The sequence below is a fragment of the Pantoea sp. Fr+CA_20 genome (assembly GCF_024520835.1).
Taxonomy (GTDB): Bacteria; Pseudomonadota; Gammaproteobacteria; order Enterobacterales; family Enterobacteriaceae; genus Pantoea; species Pantoea allii.
Genome location: NZ_JALNPN010000022.1, coordinates 49,881 through 65,536 on the forward strand (window position 1 = coordinate 49,881; position 15,656 = coordinate 65,536).

General features: G+C 52.1%; 17 protein-coding genes. 9 read left to right on the forward strand and 8 right to left on the reverse strand.

Annotated elements, in window-relative coordinates; translation table 11 throughout:
- Positions 1 to 122: 122 nt before the first annotated feature.
- The 8 genes from NR177_RS20385 to uxaC form a co-directional block, all read right to left on the reverse strand.
- Complete coding sequence (locus NR177_RS20385) at positions 123 to 1,118, reverse strand: LacI family DNA-binding transcriptional regulator (protein ID WP_256853499.1); 996 nt, start codon at positions 1,116 to 1,118, stop codon at positions 123 to 125.
- Positions 1,119 to 1,178: 60 nt separating this feature from the next.
- A complete protein-coding gene (locus NR177_RS20390) occupies positions 1,179 to 1,484 on the reverse strand; it encodes a PTS lactose/cellobiose transporter subunit IIA (RefSeq protein WP_063877337.1) in 306 nt (101 codons plus the stop codon).
- Positions 1,485 to 1,505: 21 nt separating this feature from the next.
- Entirely contained in the window at positions 1,506 to 2,795 is a 1,290-nt protein-coding gene (locus tag NR177_RS20395) for a PTS sugar transporter subunit IIC (protein WP_256853500.1), read from the reverse strand.
- Between the two features lie 27 nt (positions 2,796 to 2,822).
- Entirely contained in the window at positions 2,823 to 3,128 is a 306-nt protein-coding gene (locus tag NR177_RS20400) for a PTS sugar transporter subunit IIB (protein WP_096011212.1), read from the reverse strand.
- 21 nt (positions 3,129 to 3,149) lie between these two features.
- Positions 3,150 to 4,310 carry a mandelate racemase/muconate lactonizing enzyme family protein gene (locus NR177_RS20405; RefSeq protein WP_256853501.1) on the reverse strand — a complete coding sequence of 387 codons (1,161 nt, stop codon included), beginning with the start codon at positions 4,308 to 4,310 and terminating at the stop codon, positions 3,150 to 3,152.
- Between the two features lie 512 nt (positions 4,311 to 4,822).
- On the reverse strand, positions 4,823 to 6,313 hold the full coding sequence (locus NR177_RS20410) for a UxaA family hydrolase (protein WP_096011214.1): 1,491 nt from the start codon (positions 6,311 to 6,313) through the stop codon (positions 4,823 to 4,825).
- Positions 6,314 to 6,315: 2 nt separating this feature from the next.
- Positions 6,316 to 7,764, reverse strand: coding sequence for a tagaturonate reductase (locus NR177_RS20415; protein ID WP_256853502.1), 1,449 nt, complete (start codon positions 7,762 to 7,764; stop codon positions 6,316 to 6,318).
- 2 nt (positions 7,765 to 7,766) lie between these two features.
- Positions 7,767 to 9,182 carry a glucuronate isomerase gene (uxaC, locus tag NR177_RS20420; RefSeq protein WP_096011215.1) on the reverse strand — a complete coding sequence of 472 codons (1,416 nt, stop codon included), beginning with the start codon at positions 9,180 to 9,182 and terminating at the stop codon, positions 7,767 to 7,769.
- Positions 9,183 to 9,581: 399 nt separating this feature from the next.
- Between uxaC and NR177_RS20425 the strand changes: the two genes are divergently transcribed.
- The 9 genes from NR177_RS20425 (at position 9,582) to NR177_RS20465 (ending at position 15,287) form a co-directional block, all read left to right on the forward strand.
- Positions 9,582 to 10,886 carry an MFS transporter gene (locus tag NR177_RS20425; RefSeq protein ID WP_063877344.1) on the forward strand — a complete coding sequence of 435 codons (1,305 nt, stop codon included), beginning with the start codon at positions 9,582 to 9,584 and terminating at the stop codon, positions 10,884 to 10,886.
- Positions 10,887 to 10,978: 92 nt separating this feature from the next.
- Complete coding sequence (gene exuR / locus NR177_RS20430; RefSeq protein WP_063881033.1) at positions 10,979 to 11,755, forward strand: transcriptional regulator ExuR; 777 nt, start codon at positions 10,979 to 10,981, stop codon at positions 11,753 to 11,755.
- Positions 11,756 to 12,067: 312 nt separating this feature from the next.
- Complete coding sequence (locus NR177_RS20435; RefSeq protein ID WP_063877345.1) at positions 12,068 to 12,742, forward strand: DedA family protein; 675 nt, start codon at positions 12,068 to 12,070, stop codon at positions 12,740 to 12,742.
- On the forward strand, positions 12,739 to 13,086 hold the full coding sequence (gene mzrA / locus NR177_RS20440) for an EnvZ/OmpR regulon moderator MzrA (protein WP_109716852.1): 348 nt from the start codon (positions 12,739 to 12,741) through the stop codon (positions 13,084 to 13,086). Before NR177_RS20435 ends, mzrA begins: the two co-directional genes overlap by 4 nt.
- 187 nt (positions 13,087 to 13,273) lie before the next feature.
- Positions 13,274 to 13,648 (forward strand): DUF1090 domain-containing protein, encoded by a 375-nt coding sequence (locus NR177_RS20445; protein WP_063877347.1) that lies wholly within the window; start codon positions 13,274 to 13,276, stop codon positions 13,646 to 13,648.
- Positions 13,649 to 13,683: 35 nt separating this feature from the next.
- Positions 13,684 to 13,989, forward strand: a complete 306-nt coding sequence (locus tag NR177_RS20450; RefSeq protein WP_014604934.1) for a YqjD family protein — start codon at positions 13,684 to 13,686, stop codon at positions 13,987 to 13,989.
- A 2-nt stretch (positions 13,990 to 13,991) separates the two neighbouring features.
- Positions 13,992 to 14,387, forward strand: coding sequence for a phage holin family protein (locus tag NR177_RS20455; RefSeq protein ID WP_172823880.1), 396 nt, complete (start codon positions 13,992 to 13,994; stop codon positions 14,385 to 14,387).
- Entirely contained in the window at positions 14,387 to 14,671 is a 285-nt protein-coding gene (locus NR177_RS20460; RefSeq protein ID WP_063877348.1) for a YqjK-like family protein, read from the forward strand. Before NR177_RS20455 ends, NR177_RS20460 begins: the two co-directional genes overlap by 1 nt.
- 205 nt (positions 14,672 to 14,876) lie before the next feature.
- A complete protein-coding gene (locus NR177_RS20465; protein ID WP_063881035.1) occupies positions 14,877 to 15,287 on the forward strand; it encodes a DoxX family protein in 411 nt (136 codons plus the stop codon).
- Positions 15,288 to 15,656 lie beyond the last annotated feature (369 nt).

Below are 15,656 nucleotides of genomic sequence, written 5' to 3' on the forward strand. Positions count from 1 at the left end.
TCGTTCTCTTTAATCGCGGCGGTGTAAGGTGTGACTGAAGGCGGTTACGGCCCGGATGAAGGCTGCGCTTCTGGGGTGATGAACCTGCGCCGAAACGTTAAAGGCCGTGGCTACGGGCAGGTTTATGCGTCGCAATGACGGATTGAATCACCGGGAACGAAAGAGTGGGAAAACGCTTTTGGCCGGATGATGTAGCCTCTGTTCTGGAGCCTGCTCAGCACTTCGCTCACGCCGTATTCAGCCATTTCTTTGACCGGATAAATAACGCTCTCAATTTGCGGGCCGAGATATTGGGTCAGTCCAAAGCTATCGAACGCGATGACCGACATGGTATCGGGCACACTTCTTCCCAGCGTTTTTAATGCTCTCAAACCGCCGGCACAGGATCGCTCACCACAGTAAACAAGGGCGGTAATCTCAGGATGGCGCGTGACCAGTTCAAGCGTGGCCTGCTCCCCAAAGGCCTGATCGTAGCTACCGGACAGAACATAGCGGGTATCCCATGACGGATTGACCGTGCGTATCGCATCGGCACAGCCCTTTACGCGAGCGATGGCACTGCGACGCGATTCTGGCCCCCCGACGACGGCAATATAACGGTGTCCGGCCGTGATCAGCTTTTGTGTTGCTTCAAACGCGGCGTCGTAGTGCCCAAACGACACGCCCGCGATGACCGAGGTTTCCGCAGCATCAAGAAGTGCAACGGGTTTGTCCTGGGTGTAATGCGTTATTTTGTCGTCGGGCAGATGGCGAATATAAAGCAGGAAACCATCACAGTTAATCTCATTAAGCTTGCGTAATGCGTTCTCTTCTTCTGTGGCATCCGCACTTTCTAACACCATCAGCATCTTACCGTTGGCATTCACCTGCTTGTGCACCGCACTCATCACTGAACCAAAAAAACCAGAGATGTTATCTGGCACCAGCATCCCTATCACCCCGCTACTTTTACTTACCAGGGAGCGGGCGCTCAAATTTGGCGTATAGCTCAGCGTCTTGATTGCGTTTTCCACACGAACGCGGGTTTCTTCTTTTACTTTTTCAGGCTCATTCAGAACCCGGGTAACCGTAACCCGGGAGACATTCGCAAGTCTTGCAACATCAACTATCGTGCTCATGGTGATCCACTATGAATAAAGCAGTAATGGTGAAGAAACCCGGGTTCATCGTACGGAGAATCAGGACTTATTTCTATACATTTCAATCATTTCTTTAATCAGTTCATTCGCCAGCATGGCCGTCATTAAATGGTCTTGCGCATGAACCATAACCAGCGTAACAGGGACTTTCCCTTCGCCCTCATCTAATCCAATTAATTGGGTTTGTATGGCGTGTGCCCGTCCCGCTGCCTCTTTTGAACGCATCAGCGCGGCGTCGCACGCCTGCCATTCATGACGTTTTGCATGCTGTAACGCCATCATCGCTTCGCTCTTACTTTCTCCGGCGTTCGTAATGATTTCCATAACAACCAGTTCAATATTCATTTTTAATTATCCCAGGTGGTATTAACACGTCGTTTCAGTTTCCTGAGCGAGTAACTGTTTTTCATAGGCTTTGAAAAACGGTAACCAGATCAGGCATGAAATCGCAAAATTAGTCAGCACAAGTATGACCGGCCCGACAGCCCATCCGGCGGCCCAGGGGGAACCTAATAAAGCCGGTGTGGTCCAGGGAACGATAGATATCGGTTTATCCACAAATCCCGACGCCAGCGCAAACCATGCCACAGTGGCATTGATAAGTGGGGCACCGACAAACGGAATCAGCATGACGGGATTCATAATAATCGGCGAACCAAATATCACCGGTTCGTTAATGTTAAAAAAGGAGGGCACAATACTTAGCTTGCCGATAGAACGTAAATGTGAAGAACGGCTGCGGATATACATCATGACCAGTGCCAGCGTTGAACCACATCCGCCGATAACGATGTAAAACCGCCAGAACGGATCGACAAAGCTGTTTGGCAGTGCCTGCCCCATTTCAAGCGCCAGCTGATTGGCGGCAATATTTGCCAGCCAGAAAGGTTGCAATAAATTTGTGACAATAGCTGCACCATGAATCCCACAAAACCACAGCAGATGCGAGAGCAGTACACAAATCAGAACGGCGGTCAGGCTGTCTGAGGCGGTGACCAGGGGTTTAAAAACCGCCATGATAAGCTCGGGCAATAACATGCCGGAAACGTGTTGCAGCAGAAGTGAAAGCGGATAAAGGGTCGCGATCATAATCAACACGGGAACCAGCAGTTCAAACGACTGTGCTATTTTTTCTGGTACCTGCTCCGGCAAGCGAATAGTGAAATTTTTCGCTTTCAGGAGTCGCATTAACTCGATGGAATAGATTGAGGTTAATAGCGCCGTAAAGATCCCCGTTCCGCCCATATACATGGCGGGAATATTTCCGTTAGTGAAAGGTGCAGCGACAATCAGAAATGAACACAATGAAAGTAGCCCGCCCATTAATGGACTGAGTTTATAGCCCTGTGCCAGGTTATAGCCAATCCCCACAGCGACATAGATCGTCATGATGCCCATCGTCATGCGAAAAGGCAGCATGATCGCTTCTTTATGGTTGGTGGCAAATTCCAGCCACATTTGCCCGAAAGCAAAGGTCGTGTCCCGGGAAAAAGGCGGAAAGGCCAGTATCATCAGAAAGCTGCCCACAATCATAAATGGCATGGCAGAGATAAACCCATCACGCACAGCCAGCACGTGGCGCTGCCCGCCGATTTTACCTGCAACAGGCGCTATCTTCTTTTCAATCATTGAAATAATAACATCATACATTTTCATGAGTTACTTCCTCATATTGGCGTACGTTTAGCCAAGTAATTCGAGCGCAAACTTTAATACGTTGTCACCCTTCATCATTCCGTAATCCATTGGATTAATAGCTTCTACTTTTTTATTTTTTTCGGCGGCTATTTTCCTGAATTCCTCAAGTTTATATCGCACCTGAGGCCCCAACAGGCAGAGATCATAGGTTTCAATGCTTTCGTTAAATTTCTCCAGTGGAAAGGCCTCGATTTCAATATCGATGTTTTGCTCAGCGGCAGACGCCTTCATTTTTTTTACGAGCATAGAGGTGCTCATGCCCGCATTGCAGCAAAGAAAGATTCTTTTCATTTTATTCATCCTGATGGTTAATTATTTAAATTTATATTGTTGGAAATTTGATAAATAGTTTTTATCGAGTTTAACGCCCAAGCCGGGATTCATCTCTTCAACGACAAAGTGACCGTCTTTAACGTTATGTTCAAGCGCCTCCTGGACAACCCGATAACGTTCATCCTGCCAGTAAGGAAACCATTCCTGAATTTGAACATTGGTGGTACAGATATCAAATTGCACACAGGCAGCCGTTAAAACTGGGCCAGAAGCATTATGTGGCTGGATGGCAATTTGATAGGTTTCTGCAAAGGCAGCGATTTTTTTCATTTCGGTAAAACCGCCTGCCAGTCCCATATCGGGCTGAATCAGTTCGAAGATACGGTTTTCAATGAAAGGCGCAAAATCATAACGGGTATATAAACGCTCACCGCCGGCCAGCGGAATATCCACCTTCAGTTTGACTTCAGCTGAGGCGTTTATCAGCAGCGTATCGGTCGGTTCTTCGTAAAAATAAGGAGAGAACGCTTCCAGTTGTTTCCCCCATTTAACCGCGTCGGACACATTCAGGCAGCCATGAAGATCGAGCATGATATCGATGTCATCGCCAACGGCTTCACGCACCGCTTTAACCCTTGCGATGGCCATATTTCCCCATGCTTTGCTGACGGGACGATCGGGCGTAGACTTTTCTCCCGTTGGCGACATTTTAAAGGGATCAAATTTCAGCCCTTTATAGCCCTCGTTTACCACCCGCAGCGCCCGTTCAGCGAACTCTTCTGGTCGCCAGGCATCGAAATACCAGTGGTTTGCATAGAGCGGAATCCTGTCACGGCATTTCCCCCCCAACAGTTGGTAAACCGGCAGATTGAGTGCTTTACCTTTGATATCCCACAGGGCGATATCGATTGCACTCATCGCGCCATATATCGCCAGCGATCGGCCGCGCGCCCAGTAGGACTTATCAAAACACTGTTGGAAAATCAGTTCTGAATCAAAAGGTGAGCGGCCTGTAAGGTAAGTCTTTGTCAGCGACTCAAGCACGGGAATAACGGACTTGGCACCGACGCCGTAGCTCATCGCGACTTCGCCGATACCGGAAATCCCTTCGTCCGTTTCAATCTCCACGATAATCAGGTTATGACCCGGTTGCCGGGCGCGAAGATCGACGTCATAAACGTTTAAACCGGTTATTTTCATATTATCCTCCCTGTTTTTTATTATGTGCACGTGCACATCATTAATCAACCAGCAGTCTGCGATCGAGATCTCACAATAAGAAGAAATGTGCACGTGCACACTCAGCAGGATGAAACCCCTTTCGGCTGTAAAATTCGTCGCCGTTAAAAAGACGAGTCAGGTGAGTGCCTGCCGTTAATTTTGCGAGTGAAGCCCGCTAAACCGGACAGCCAGAATCCACAGGAGAAAAGTGATCAGGAAGGTTCGTAGATTGTGCCGGATCGCGTGGGTGGCTTTCAGGCATCTCTCTTATGGGATGCACGAATACGGCATCAGTGACCGTTGCGGGCGAGGAGAAAAACGTATTGAAGTCTGTTTAGCGGTCTAACGCTATGGATGACCAGCTATTTCAGGATCTGAGGCCCAGGCAGCCTGCTATACGAAAGCCATGCGGCCCAGCGCACGCGTAACCTGATGTCAGTCGGCGCGGTTGCGTCATAAAACTAAGGACGGCAGCTATGCCGTCCTTACGCTTACAGCGTCACGCCGCTTTTAAAAATAGCCAGCTCACGAAAATCATTTTTTTCATTGTTGGTTAACTGCCCGTTGGCAATCGCCACAATGGTGTCAACAAAGTCGGCTAACAGCGCGTCCATGCTCATGCCATCGAGCAGTCTTCCGGCGTTAAAATCAATCCAGTGCGGTTTCTTTTCAGCCAGCGGCGTGTTGGTGGCCAGCTTGACCGTGGGGACAAATCCGCCGTACGGCGTGCCGCGCCCGGTGCTGAACAGCACCATATGACAGCCCGCACCCGCCAGCGCACTGGTCGCCACCGCATCGTTCCCCGGCGCGCTCAACAGGTTAAGGCCCGGTGCGGTGAGACGTTCGCCATACTTGAGTACGTCCACCACCTGACTTTGCCCCGCTTTTTGTGTACAGCCGAGTGACTTCTCTTCCAGCGTGGTAATACCGCCTGCTTTATTACCCGGTGACGGGTTTTCATAGATGGGCTGATGATGATCGATAAAGTACTGTTTGAAGTCGTTAATCATCGACACGGTTTTGTCGAAGGTGGCCCGATCCCGGCAACGGCCCATCAGAATACGTTCGGCACCAAACATTTCAGGCACTTCCGTCAGCACCGTTGTCCCGCCGTTGGCGATCATCTGATCGGAAAAGCGGCCCAGCAGCGGATTGGCCGTAATGCCCGAAAATCCATCAGAGCCGCCACATTCCAGACCGAACTTAAGCTCGCTGAGTGTGCCCGGTGAACGGCGGTCGTGACGCATTTTTTCATAGAGCGCATGCAGCCGTTCCAGTCCGGCTTCGACTTCATCGTCATGTTGCTGGCACACCATAAACTCAACGCGATCGCTTTCAAATGCGCCCAGCGTTTCACGAAACACATCCACCTGATTGTTCTCGCAGCCCAGGCCTATCACTAATACCGCGCCCGCATTCGGATGGCGAACCATGTTTTGTAGCATGGTGCGGGTGTTGTCATGATCCTGCCCTAACTGCGAACAGCCAAAGGTGTGACTAAACAGAAAAGCGCCGTCTGTACCGGCTGCATCCTGCGTCTCCTTCAGAAAGCGCTGTAAAATCTGTCGCGCAATCCCGTTTACGCAGCCTACGGTCGGTAAGATCCACAGCTCGTTGCGGATGCCGACCTCACCATTGGCACGGCGGTAAAGCTGCACCTCACGGTCGCCCGGCTGGGTGGTTAAAGCCATCTGCTCAGGCACATAGTCGTAGTGATCAAGGTCACTGAGATTGGTGCGGGCATTGTGGGAATGAATCAGCTCCCCTGCCCCAACGGCCTGAGTCGCATGCGCAATCGGCAACCCATATTTTATGATCAACTCGTCCTTGCCGATGGCGCGCAAGGCAAACTTGTGCCCCCGTCCCACGTCCTGAAGCAACGTGACGGGCTGGGCGGCGAGTTCAATCGTGGTGTCGGCTTCCATATCATGCAACGCCACGGCAACATTGTCCTGCGGATGAATTTTTATGGCGTCTTGCATGGTTATCTCCGTTGGCTCAGCGCGTCACGTATACCGTGCGCGAGGATGCGTTGCAGGTGCTGGCTGACCGTTTCGGCCAGGCCGGGTTGCTGTGTTAAATCTTGTCCCCAGTGCTGAGCATCACTTAATACGCGACTGACCAACGCTAAAGGCGAGATTTGCTCTGCCGTCACGGCGGCCCAGCCCTCTGAGTAGCGTTCCAGCCAGTGCGGCTCATCCTGCAGAGGCCAGCTTTTATCCGCCGATTCCCCGCGATAAAACGCAATCAGGGCTGCCAGCGCAAACGTCAGGTGCTGTGGCCACTGCCCTGTTTTCGCATGCGACATCAGCAAAGGTTGCAACAAACGTGTACGGAACTTGGTCATGCTGTTCAGGGCGATGGAAAGCAGTGCATGGCGAATAAACGGATTGCGGAAGCGGCGCAACACCGCGTCGGCAAAAGCGTTGAGCTCATCGGCTGGCAGATCCAACGTGGGGATAATCTCTTTGCGCAGCAGCGCATCGACATAAGCAGAGATTTGCTCATCGTCCATCGCCTCTCCTACGCTCTCAAGCCCCGCCAGACAGGCGACCGGCACCATCGCGGTGTGGGCACCGTTCAGAATGGCCACCTTTTGGGCTTTGTACGGGGCGATATCGTCAACGTGGCGGACCTGCGGCGTCAGTGCGGCAAGCTTCAGTTCGTCAAACAGCGCCGTGGGTCCCTGAAGAACAAACTGGTAATAGACTTCCCCGGCCACCAGAAAACGGTCCTGGTATCCCAGTTGATCTTCGAGCGTGGCGCTGTCGGACGGAAAGCCGGTCACAATCCGATCCACCAGCGTGTTGTAGAACGCACAGCACGTATCAACCCAGCGTTGAAACGCCTGGGGCAGTTGCCAGAGATCGGCATAGCGCAGCACCAGAGTGCGCAGCATATCGCCATTGTGATCGACCAACTCACAAGGCACGATGAGCCAGCCTTTTTCTTTATTCCCTACGAAATGCTGGTAACGCGCCCAAAGCAGTTGCGTCAGCTTGCCCGGAAAGCTGGATGCAGGCCGATCGCTTAACCGATCGGTTTCGGTAAACGTGATGCCGGCTTCGGTGGTATTGGAGAACACAAAACGCATCTCGGGCTGACGTGCCAGCGCCATAAAATCGTCAAACTGCTGGTAAGGCTGAATCTCACGGTTCAGGCTGCGGATCAGGCGGCTTTCGCTCACCTGTTCCCCCTGTGCGTTCAGCCCGCGAATCAGCGTGGTATACAGACCGTCCTGCTGATTCAGATTGTCGCTGACGTCGCGATTACGCGGCCTGACCACCACCACACCGGCGTCTGTACCCTGATGTTCATTGAGCCAGTCAAGTTGCCAGTCGATAAAGGCACGCAGAAAGTTACCTTCACCGAACTGAATCACGCGATCGTGGTAGACCGCGCCGGGAAAGTCGTGGCGGTTCAGCCGCTTCATGGTCAGGCTCCCAGCTCAATGCCAAAATAGTCACGGGCATTGTTGAAGCAAATGTTTTGTACCATCTGGCCCAACAGCGCTTCATCTGCAGGCGCTTCGCCCTGTTCGACCCAGCGGCCAATCATCTGGCACAGCAGCCGACGGAAATATTCATGACGGGTATAAGAAAGGAAGCTGCGGCTGTCGGTTAACATCCCGACGAAGCGGCTCAGCAGGCCAATTTGCGCCAGCTGCGTCATCTGGCGCTGCATGCCATCCAGTTGATCGTTAAACCACCAGGCGGAACCAAACTGCATTTTCCCTGCCTGGCCCTCGCCCTGGAAATTTCCGGCCATGGTCGCCAGCACTTCATTATCCCGCGGATTCAGACAGTAGAGGACGGTTTTAGGCAAGGCGTTATTGAGGTTTTGCGCGCCAAGTAAGCGGGCCAGAGGTTCGGCAACAGGCTGATCGTTGATGGAGTCAAAGCCCACATCTGCGCCCAGCAGTTGGAACTGGCGTTGGTTGGTATTGCGCAACGCACCAATATGGTACTGCTGCACCCATCCACGGCGAGCGTATTCCCCGCCAAGCCATACCAGCACTGCGGTTTTAAACTGGGCGATAGCCTGCGCATCCGGCTTTGCGCCGCCGCGACGATGCGCCAGAATGCTGTCCAGCGTGGTTTCATCCGCATCGGCATAACACACCACATCCAGCGCATGGTCGGAAATCTTGCAGCCGTGTGCCGCAAAGTGATCCAGACGTTTGCTCAGCGCCTGACGTAAATCATCAAAGCGCTGCACGCTGATATCGGTCAGGCTTTCCAGTTTTTCAATCCACGGCAGGAAGGTGTCGGCTTCGATATTAAAGGCTTTGTCCGGACGCCAGCTTGGCAGCACCTTCACCTTGAAGCTGCTGTCTTCTGCCAGTACGCGGTGATGTGTCAGATCGTCCAGCGGATCGTCGGTGGTCCCGACCATCTTAACGTTCATCTGCTGCATGATGCCGCGCGCAGTGAAATCGTCCTGCGCCAGTAAATCGTTGCAGCGCTGCCAGATCTCATCGGCCGTTTTTTCGGACAGCAGCACGCCGGTAATGCCAAAGGGACGACGTAATTCCAGATGCGTCCAGTGATAAAGCGGATTGCCGATGGTTTGCGGTACCGTTCGCGCCCAGGCATTGAATTTATCCCGATCGCTGGCGTCGCCGGTGCACAGCGCCTCTGCCACACCGTTAGCCCGCATCGCCCGCCACTTATAGTGATCGCCTTTCAGCCAGATATCGTAAAGGTTGGCAAAACGATAGTTTTCAGCAATCTGCTGCGGCGGTAAATGGCAGTGATAATCGTAGACGGGCTGATCTTTGGCGTAGCCGTGATAAAGACGACGAGCGAACTCAGTGTCCAGCAAAAAATCCTCGGTCATGAAACGCGACATACAAAGCTTCCTTATGGGATTACCCCTGAATGACTCAAAGTTATCATACCAATTTTGGCTGACTGCAGGTTTTTTTACGACTCAGGTCACATTTAAGCAAGATGATCACATCTCATATGGACCTTATTGTCGCCTGCAGCGCGCTAACTGGCTGTGATCTCATCTGTTTGCAGTATCCCACAAGCTATTGCGGGTTTTTGTGATGGCTTTCAACTTTTAAAGTTGTATAACAAGTTAGGCTCTCGCTTTACCGCAAGGTAACAAATTTCTTACACAAGGCAAGGCAGATAACGGTCGCTGGTGCAGGACCGGCGGGCGTGAGCAGAGCTGTATCACGAGATGTCCCGCTCCAGATAACAACAGCGGTAAGACCGCACAAACAACTGGAAGAGGTACAGAATGCGTAAGATCAAAGGATTACGCTGGTATATGATTGGCCTGGTCACGCTCGGAACGGTGCTCGGCTATCTGACGCGTAACACGATTGCCGTGGCAGCGCCAACGCTACAAACAGAACTGCATATCACCACCCAGCAGTACTCCTATATTGTGGCGGCGTACTCTGCCTGCTACACCGTAATGCAGCCTGTAGCGGGTTATGTTCTTGATTTATTAGGTACCAAAGTGGGCTACGCGGTATTTGCTGTACTGTGGGCGATCTTTTGCGCCGCGACAGCGCTGGCGGGAAGCTGGGGCGGTCTGGCGTTGGCACGCGGTGCAGTGGGTGCCGCAGAAGCGGCGATGATCCCTGCCGGACTCAAAGCCAGTAGCGAGTGGTTCCCCGCTAAAGAGCGCTCCGTGGCGGTAGGCTACTTTAACGTCGGCTCGTCAATCGGTGCCATGCTGGCGCCTCCCCTGGTGGTCTGGGCGATTGTCGCGCACAGCTGGCAGATGGCGTTCATTATCTCGGGCGTGCTGAGCATGATTTGGGCGCTCTGCTGGCTGGTGTTTTATAAACATCCTAAACAGCAGAAAAAGCTGAGTGAAGAAGAGCGTCACTACATCATCTCCGGTCAGGAGCTTCAGCATCAAACCGGCAACAGCACCAAAATGTCGGCACTGCAGATTCTGCGTAATCGCCAGTTCTGGGGGATCGCCCTGCCACGTTTCCTGGCAGAACCCGCATGGGGCACCTTTAACGCCTGGATTCCGCTTTTTATGTTTAAGGTTTATGGTTTCAACCTTAAAGAGATCGCGCTTTTTGCCTGGATGCCGATGCTGTTTGCTGACTTTGGTTGTATCCTGGGCGGCTACCTGCCACCGCTGTTTCAGCGCTGGTTTGGGGTTAACCTGATTGTGTCACGCAAAATGGTGGTCACCATGGGTGCCGTTTTGATGATAGGTCCAGGCACCATCGGTTTATTTACCAGTCCTTATATTGCTATCGCGCTGCTGTGCGTCGGCGGCTTTGCCCACCAGGCGCTGTCTGGTGCGCTGATTACCCTGTCTTCCGATGTGTTTGGCCGTAACGAAGTTGCCACCGCCAACGGCCTGACCGGCATGGCAGCCTGGACAGCCAGCACCCTGTTTGCGCTGGTCGTCGGTGCGTTGGCCGATACATTAGGCTTTAGCCCCCTGTTTGCCGCGCTGGCCGTGTTCGATTTGCTGGGCGCCATCGTCATCTGGACAGTGCTAAAAAATCAGCCCATATCTGAGCTTCAGACACCACCTTCTCCTTCTGCGGCTGCGACGGTACGTAGCTAATCCTGCGGGCTGGCCTGCGCCAGCCCTTTTCATCTCTTACCGCAAAGTGGTATAACAACTTATCTTATCTGATCGTTACCTTGGACGGTGTCATGGACCTCACTGAATCTCGTCGACTTTATCAACAGCTGGCCAGCGAGTTAAAACGCCGCATTGAAAACGGGGTTTATCAGGTGGGTGAGAAACTGCCCGCAGAACGCCTGATCGCTGAAGAGATGGAAGTCAGCCGCACGGTGGTGCGCGAAGCCATTATTATGCTGGAAGTCGAAGGCTACGTTGAGGTGCGCAAAGGGTCGGGCATTCATGTCATTTCCAGCCAGCAGCAAAACCGGGTTGCCGAAAGCAGCAGCCAGTTAGAGTTTGCCGCCTTTGGGCCTTTCGAGCTGTTGCAGGCCCGCCAGCTTATCGAAAGTAACGTGGCGGAGTTCGCGGCAACCCAGGTGACGCGCAAAGATATCGTCGATTTAATGGCGATTCAGGAGAAAGCCCGTCAGGAGGACCATTTCAGGGACTCGGAATGGGATATGAAGTTTCACGTTCGCATCGCCCAGTCGACGCAAAACAGCGCCCTGGCCGCGATTGTAGAAAAGATGTGGCTGCACCGCTTGCACAATCCCTACTGGCTTAAGCTGCATGAGCATATCGATCAGCGCAGTATCGTAAGCTGGTGTGACGATCACGATCAGATTCTGAAAGCCTTAATACGCAAAGATCCCGCCGCCAGTAAGCTGGCAATGTGGCAACATCTCGAAAATACCAAGCAGATGTTATTTAACGCCACCGCCGACGATTTTGAGTTCAACGTCGACCGTTACATGTTTAGCGAAAATCCGGTTGTGCTTCCGGATGCAGACACGATTCCGCGTTAACCTGACTTAAAAACAGTCAGTTAATCTGCAATAGTGTCAGTACATGTAAAACTCCTTTTTACATCGTGATACAGAGGGTAAAACTCCTGTTCGTTTAGGAGTAGTTCTGTCTCCGATGCATGATTTTTGTTACAGTTATCACCCTTTTCTTACCTTTTGCGATAAGGGCTTATCAAATCGCTGATTTAACAATCAGTTCTGGAAGGATCCAGAAACGCTTGCTCAGACGACGCTCTCAAAATATATAACAAATGTCAGTCTGCGCTGAGGTCCCTGTGGGACATGATTAACGATGATGTTCAGGAACGATTGATGGAAATTTTGCAAGCGCTGCTGCATGCCTTGTGGCAACAGGATTATGAAACGCTTTCTGATCCAACGCTGGTATGGGCGATTTACGGCGTTTTATTTATGATCCTTTTTCTGGAAAACGGCTTATTGCCTGCCGCTTTTCTGCCTGGCGACAGCTTGCTGATTCTGGTGGGCGTGCTGATTGCCAAAGGGACCATGGGCTTCCCGCTGACCATTCTGGTCCTCACGACCGGTGCCAGCCTGGGGTGCTGGGTCAGCTATATTCAGGGCCGCTGGCTGGGGAACACGCCGACGGTTCAAAACTGGTTATCGCACCTTCCTGCCCGCTATCATCAGCGCGCCCATAATCTGTTTCACCGCCACGGCTTATCGGCACTGCTGATTGGTCGTTTTATTGCCTTTGTGCGCACCCTGCTGCCCACGATTGCCGGGCTTTCTGGTTTAAGTAATGCCCGTTTCCAGTTTTTTAACTGGATGAGCGGCTTCTTATGGGTCGTCATCCTTACCGTCCTGGGCTTTGCCTTAGGTAAAACCCCCATCTTCCGCCGTTACGAAGATGAACTGATGTTTTTCCTGATGATGTTGCCGTTGGCGTTACTGGTGATTGGGCTGGTAGGCTCGCTGATTGTGCTGTGGCGTAAGCGCCGGGCAAACCAGCGTGGTGAGGGCTCATGAAACTGTTACAGGTCATTCCTAAACGCTGGCTTCCCTGGTTAATTGGTGGCGCATTTGCGCTGATTGCTGTCAGCATGGTGCCCAACCTGATGCGTCATGAAAACGTGGTACAGATTCGCGTTTCACATGCGGGTGCGCCGATGCCCGATGGCTTCTATCTGTATCAACAGCTGAGCGCTCAGGGCATTCGTATCAAAAGCATCACGCCCTCTGGCGATGCGCTGATTATCCATTTTGATAATGAAGAGCAGAGTCTGGCCGCGCAGAAAGTGCTGCGTCGCCTGCTGCCAGAGGGGTTTATCGTCGCTCAACACGATCCGATGCCTCACCTTTCTCTCGCCTAGTCCGTATTCCTTTCTTATCGCTCATCTCACCGACAAGGTGTGCTGAGCGTTTTTCTGTATATCGGTGATCTTTGGACTTTTTCCACCTGATGTCTATGCTTAAACTAAGGCTGGTTATCAACGCAGTGCGGAATGCTTGTGCACCGCGTTGAATTAAGTCAGGCAACAATGGAAGGTACAAAGCCTAATGAAACACAAATTACTGCTGGGAATGGTGCTGTTTTCTCTTTCAGGCTCGTTGATGGCAGCACAGTCGCTGTGTCAGCAAAAAGAGCAGGATATTCAGCGCGAAATCGAGATGGCTCAGAAGCATAACAACCAGCGTCGTGTAAACGGCCTGGAGCGCGCCCTGACCGAAGTGCGGGCAGGATGTACCGATAAAAAGCTTAAAGCCTCACATCTGGAAAAAATTAACGCTCAGAAGCAGAAAGTGGCTGAGCGTGAGCGCGAACTCAAGGAAGAGCGCGACGAAGGTCATGACAAGGACAAGATTGCGAAACGCGAACACAAGCTGGAAGAAGCACGCCAGGAGCTTAAGAAGTTACAGGCGGAGCCCTATTAATCGGATTCAATCTACTGATGTTAAAGGAGTATTTTATGTCTAAAGACACATCATCGGAATATTTGCGTGCTGAACTGAAAAACCTGGCGGATACGCTGGAAGAAGTCCTGAGCAGCGGAACTGAAAAATCAAAAGGTGAACTGGATAAACTCCGTCACAAAGCGCGCGTTGCGCTGGACAGCTCTCGCGAGCGTTTAGGTGAATCCGGTGAGCGCCTGGCGGCCACCACGCGTGAAGCCGCACAAAAAGCGGATGGTTACGTGCGTGACAACCCATGGCACGGCGTAGGTATCGGTGCGGCGATTGGCGTTGCCATCGGTATGCTGATCTCGCGTCGTTAATCATGACGGATTCACAGCAGAACCACGGACCGGCCAAAGGGGTCATCAACATTGGTCAGCGTATTGTTACCACGCTGGTCAGTATGGTCGAAACACGCGTTCGTCTTGCAGTGGTAGAGCTGGAAGAAGAGAAGGCCAATCTGATCCAGATGCTGTTGATGCTTGGCCTGACCATGCTTTTCACTGCTTTTGGCCTGATGAGCCTGATGGTGCTGATTATCTGGGCAGTTGATGCGCAGTACCGTTTAATGGCCATTGCCATCACCACCGGCGTGCTGTTCTTGCTGGCGCTGATCTTTGGGCTATGGACACTGCGTAAGTCACGTCAGTCCACGCTATTGCGCCATACGCGTAAAGAACTGGCTAACGATCGTGATCTGCTCGAGGATAACCACTAATGAGTTGCCGTGAGCGTCAAGCGCGCATCGATGAACTGCTAAAGCAGGTTCAGCAGCAACGCCTGGATCTGAGCGCGGCGCGGCGTGGCTGGCTGGAGATCACGGCCTCTTACGACCGTGGCTGGTTTACGTTTTTAAGTTTGAAACGTTACCTGGCCATTGGCAGTAGTGCGTTAGCCATTTATTCCATTCGCAGCCCTAATCGCCTGCTCCGCTGGGCGAAACGGGGCTTCGGTCTGTGGAGTACATGGCGCATGGTGAAATCCGCTCTTCCCCCGCGTTGAATCCCCCAAAGCCAGCCCGATTGCGGCTGGCTTTTGCTTTTTATCAAATTTACTGAATAACATCGACAGTTTATATTGCTTACAACTGTAACCCCTCGCTACTATCATCTCCAGCTATCAGCCCGGCTAATCGCCATCATGCGGTTAACGGGAATATTCACTGCGGGCAGCGTCGCCTTGCAAACTTTTAGCATTGGAGCTTATGATGAAAAAATTCGAAGACAGTGGTTTGTTGGCCGCCCGTATCCTGATGACTATCCTGTTTATCGTTTCTGGCTGGGGCAAAATTACCGGTTATGCTGGCACTCAGCAGTACATGGAAGCGATGGGCGTGCCGGGTTTCATACTGCCACTGGTTATTCTGCTGGAGTTTGGCGGCGGCCTGGCCATTATGTTTGGCTTCCTGACCCGCTTTACTGCGCTGTTTACCGCTGGCTTTACTATTCTGACCGCGTTTCTGTTTCACAGTAACTTCGCAGAAGGCGTTAACCAGCTGATGTTCATGAAAAACCTGTCTATCGCAGGGGGCTTCCTGGTGTTAGGTTTAGTGGGTCCTGGTGCGTACAGTATTGACCGCCTGATCGGCAAAAAACCACAGGGTGCTCTGGCGCGCTAACTGACGCCCGACGCCTCGCGTTATCTGAACGCACCGGGTGCTTTCTTCCGGTGCGTTTTTTTATGCCCTTCCCCTGCCAAATTGCCCTCACTGGACCGCCCGAACAGATAACATGCTGTCTTCCGCGCGCAGATTTTCTGGTTGAGCGGGATAACACCTCCGCGCCCTGCTTAAGGTAAGCCTAATCTACTCATGGAAATATAGCGTTCCGTCTCTCTTCTTTTTGGCAACGCTATGAAAGTGTCTTATGGTCAGTGGCTTCCCCATCACGATGCGCCCTTTTTTCGACGGCTGTCCCGTCCTGAATAGCGTTGACACATTTTCCACTGGTTTTGAGGAGAATGTGATGAAACAGTATGTTAAACGCAC

Coding starts and splice junctions, on each gene's coding strand:
- NR177_RS20445 (WP_063877347.1), top strand. CDS start 13,274: ATGAAACACAAATTACTGCTGGGAATGGTGCTGTTTTCTCTTTCAGGC.
- NR177_RS20410 (WP_096011214.1), bottom strand. CDS start 6,313: ATGCAAGACGCCATAAAAATTCATCCGCAGGACAATGTTGCCGTGGCG.
- uxaC (WP_096011215.1), bottom strand. CDS start 9,182: ATGTCGCGTTTCATGACCGAGGATTTTTTGCTGGACACTGAGTTCGCT.
- NR177_RS20385 (WP_256853499.1), bottom strand. CDS start 1,118: ATGAGCACGATAGTTGATGTTGCAAGACTTGCGAATGTCTCCCGGGTT.
- exuR (WP_063881033.1), top strand. CDS start 10,979: ATGGACCTCACTGAATCTCGTCGACTTTATCAACAGCTGGCCAGCGAG.
- NR177_RS20390 (WP_063877337.1), bottom strand. CDS start 1,484: ATGAATATTGAACTGGTTGTTATGGAAATCATTACGAACGCCGGAGAA.
- NR177_RS20400 (WP_096011212.1), bottom strand. CDS start 3,128: ATGAAAAGAATCTTTCTTTGCTGCAATGCGGGCATGAGCACCTCTATG.
- NR177_RS20395 (WP_256853500.1), bottom strand. CDS start 2,795: ATGAAAATGTATGATGTTATTATTTCAATGATTGAAAAGAAGATAGCG.
- NR177_RS20465 (WP_063881035.1), top strand. CDS start 14,877: ATGAAAAAATTCGAAGACAGTGGTTTGTTGGCCGCCCGTATCCTGATG.
- mzrA (WP_109716852.1), top strand. CDS start 12,739: ATGAAACTGTTACAGGTCATTCCTAAACGCTGGCTTCCCTGGTTAATT.
- NR177_RS20415 (WP_256853502.1), bottom strand. CDS start 7,764: ATGAAGCGGCTGAACCGCCACGACTTTCCCGGCGCGGTCTACCACGAT.
- NR177_RS20455 (WP_172823880.1), top strand. CDS start 13,992: ATGACGGATTCACAGCAGAACCACGGACCGGCCAAAGGGGTCATCAAC.
- NR177_RS20450 (WP_014604934.1), top strand. CDS start 13,684: ATGTCTAAAGACACATCATCGGAATATTTGCGTGCTGAACTGAAAAAC.
- NR177_RS20460 (WP_063877348.1), top strand. CDS start 14,387: ATGAGTTGCCGTGAGCGTCAAGCGCGCATCGATGAACTGCTAAAGCAG.
- NR177_RS20425 (WP_063877344.1), top strand. CDS start 9,582: ATGCGTAAGATCAAAGGATTACGCTGGTATATGATTGGCCTGGTCACG.
- NR177_RS20435 (WP_063877345.1), top strand. CDS start 12,068: ATGGAAATTTTGCAAGCGCTGCTGCATGCCTTGTGGCAACAGGATTAT.
- NR177_RS20405 (WP_256853501.1), bottom strand. CDS start 4,310: ATGAAAATAACCGGTTTAAACGTTTATGACGTCGATCTTCGCGCCCGG.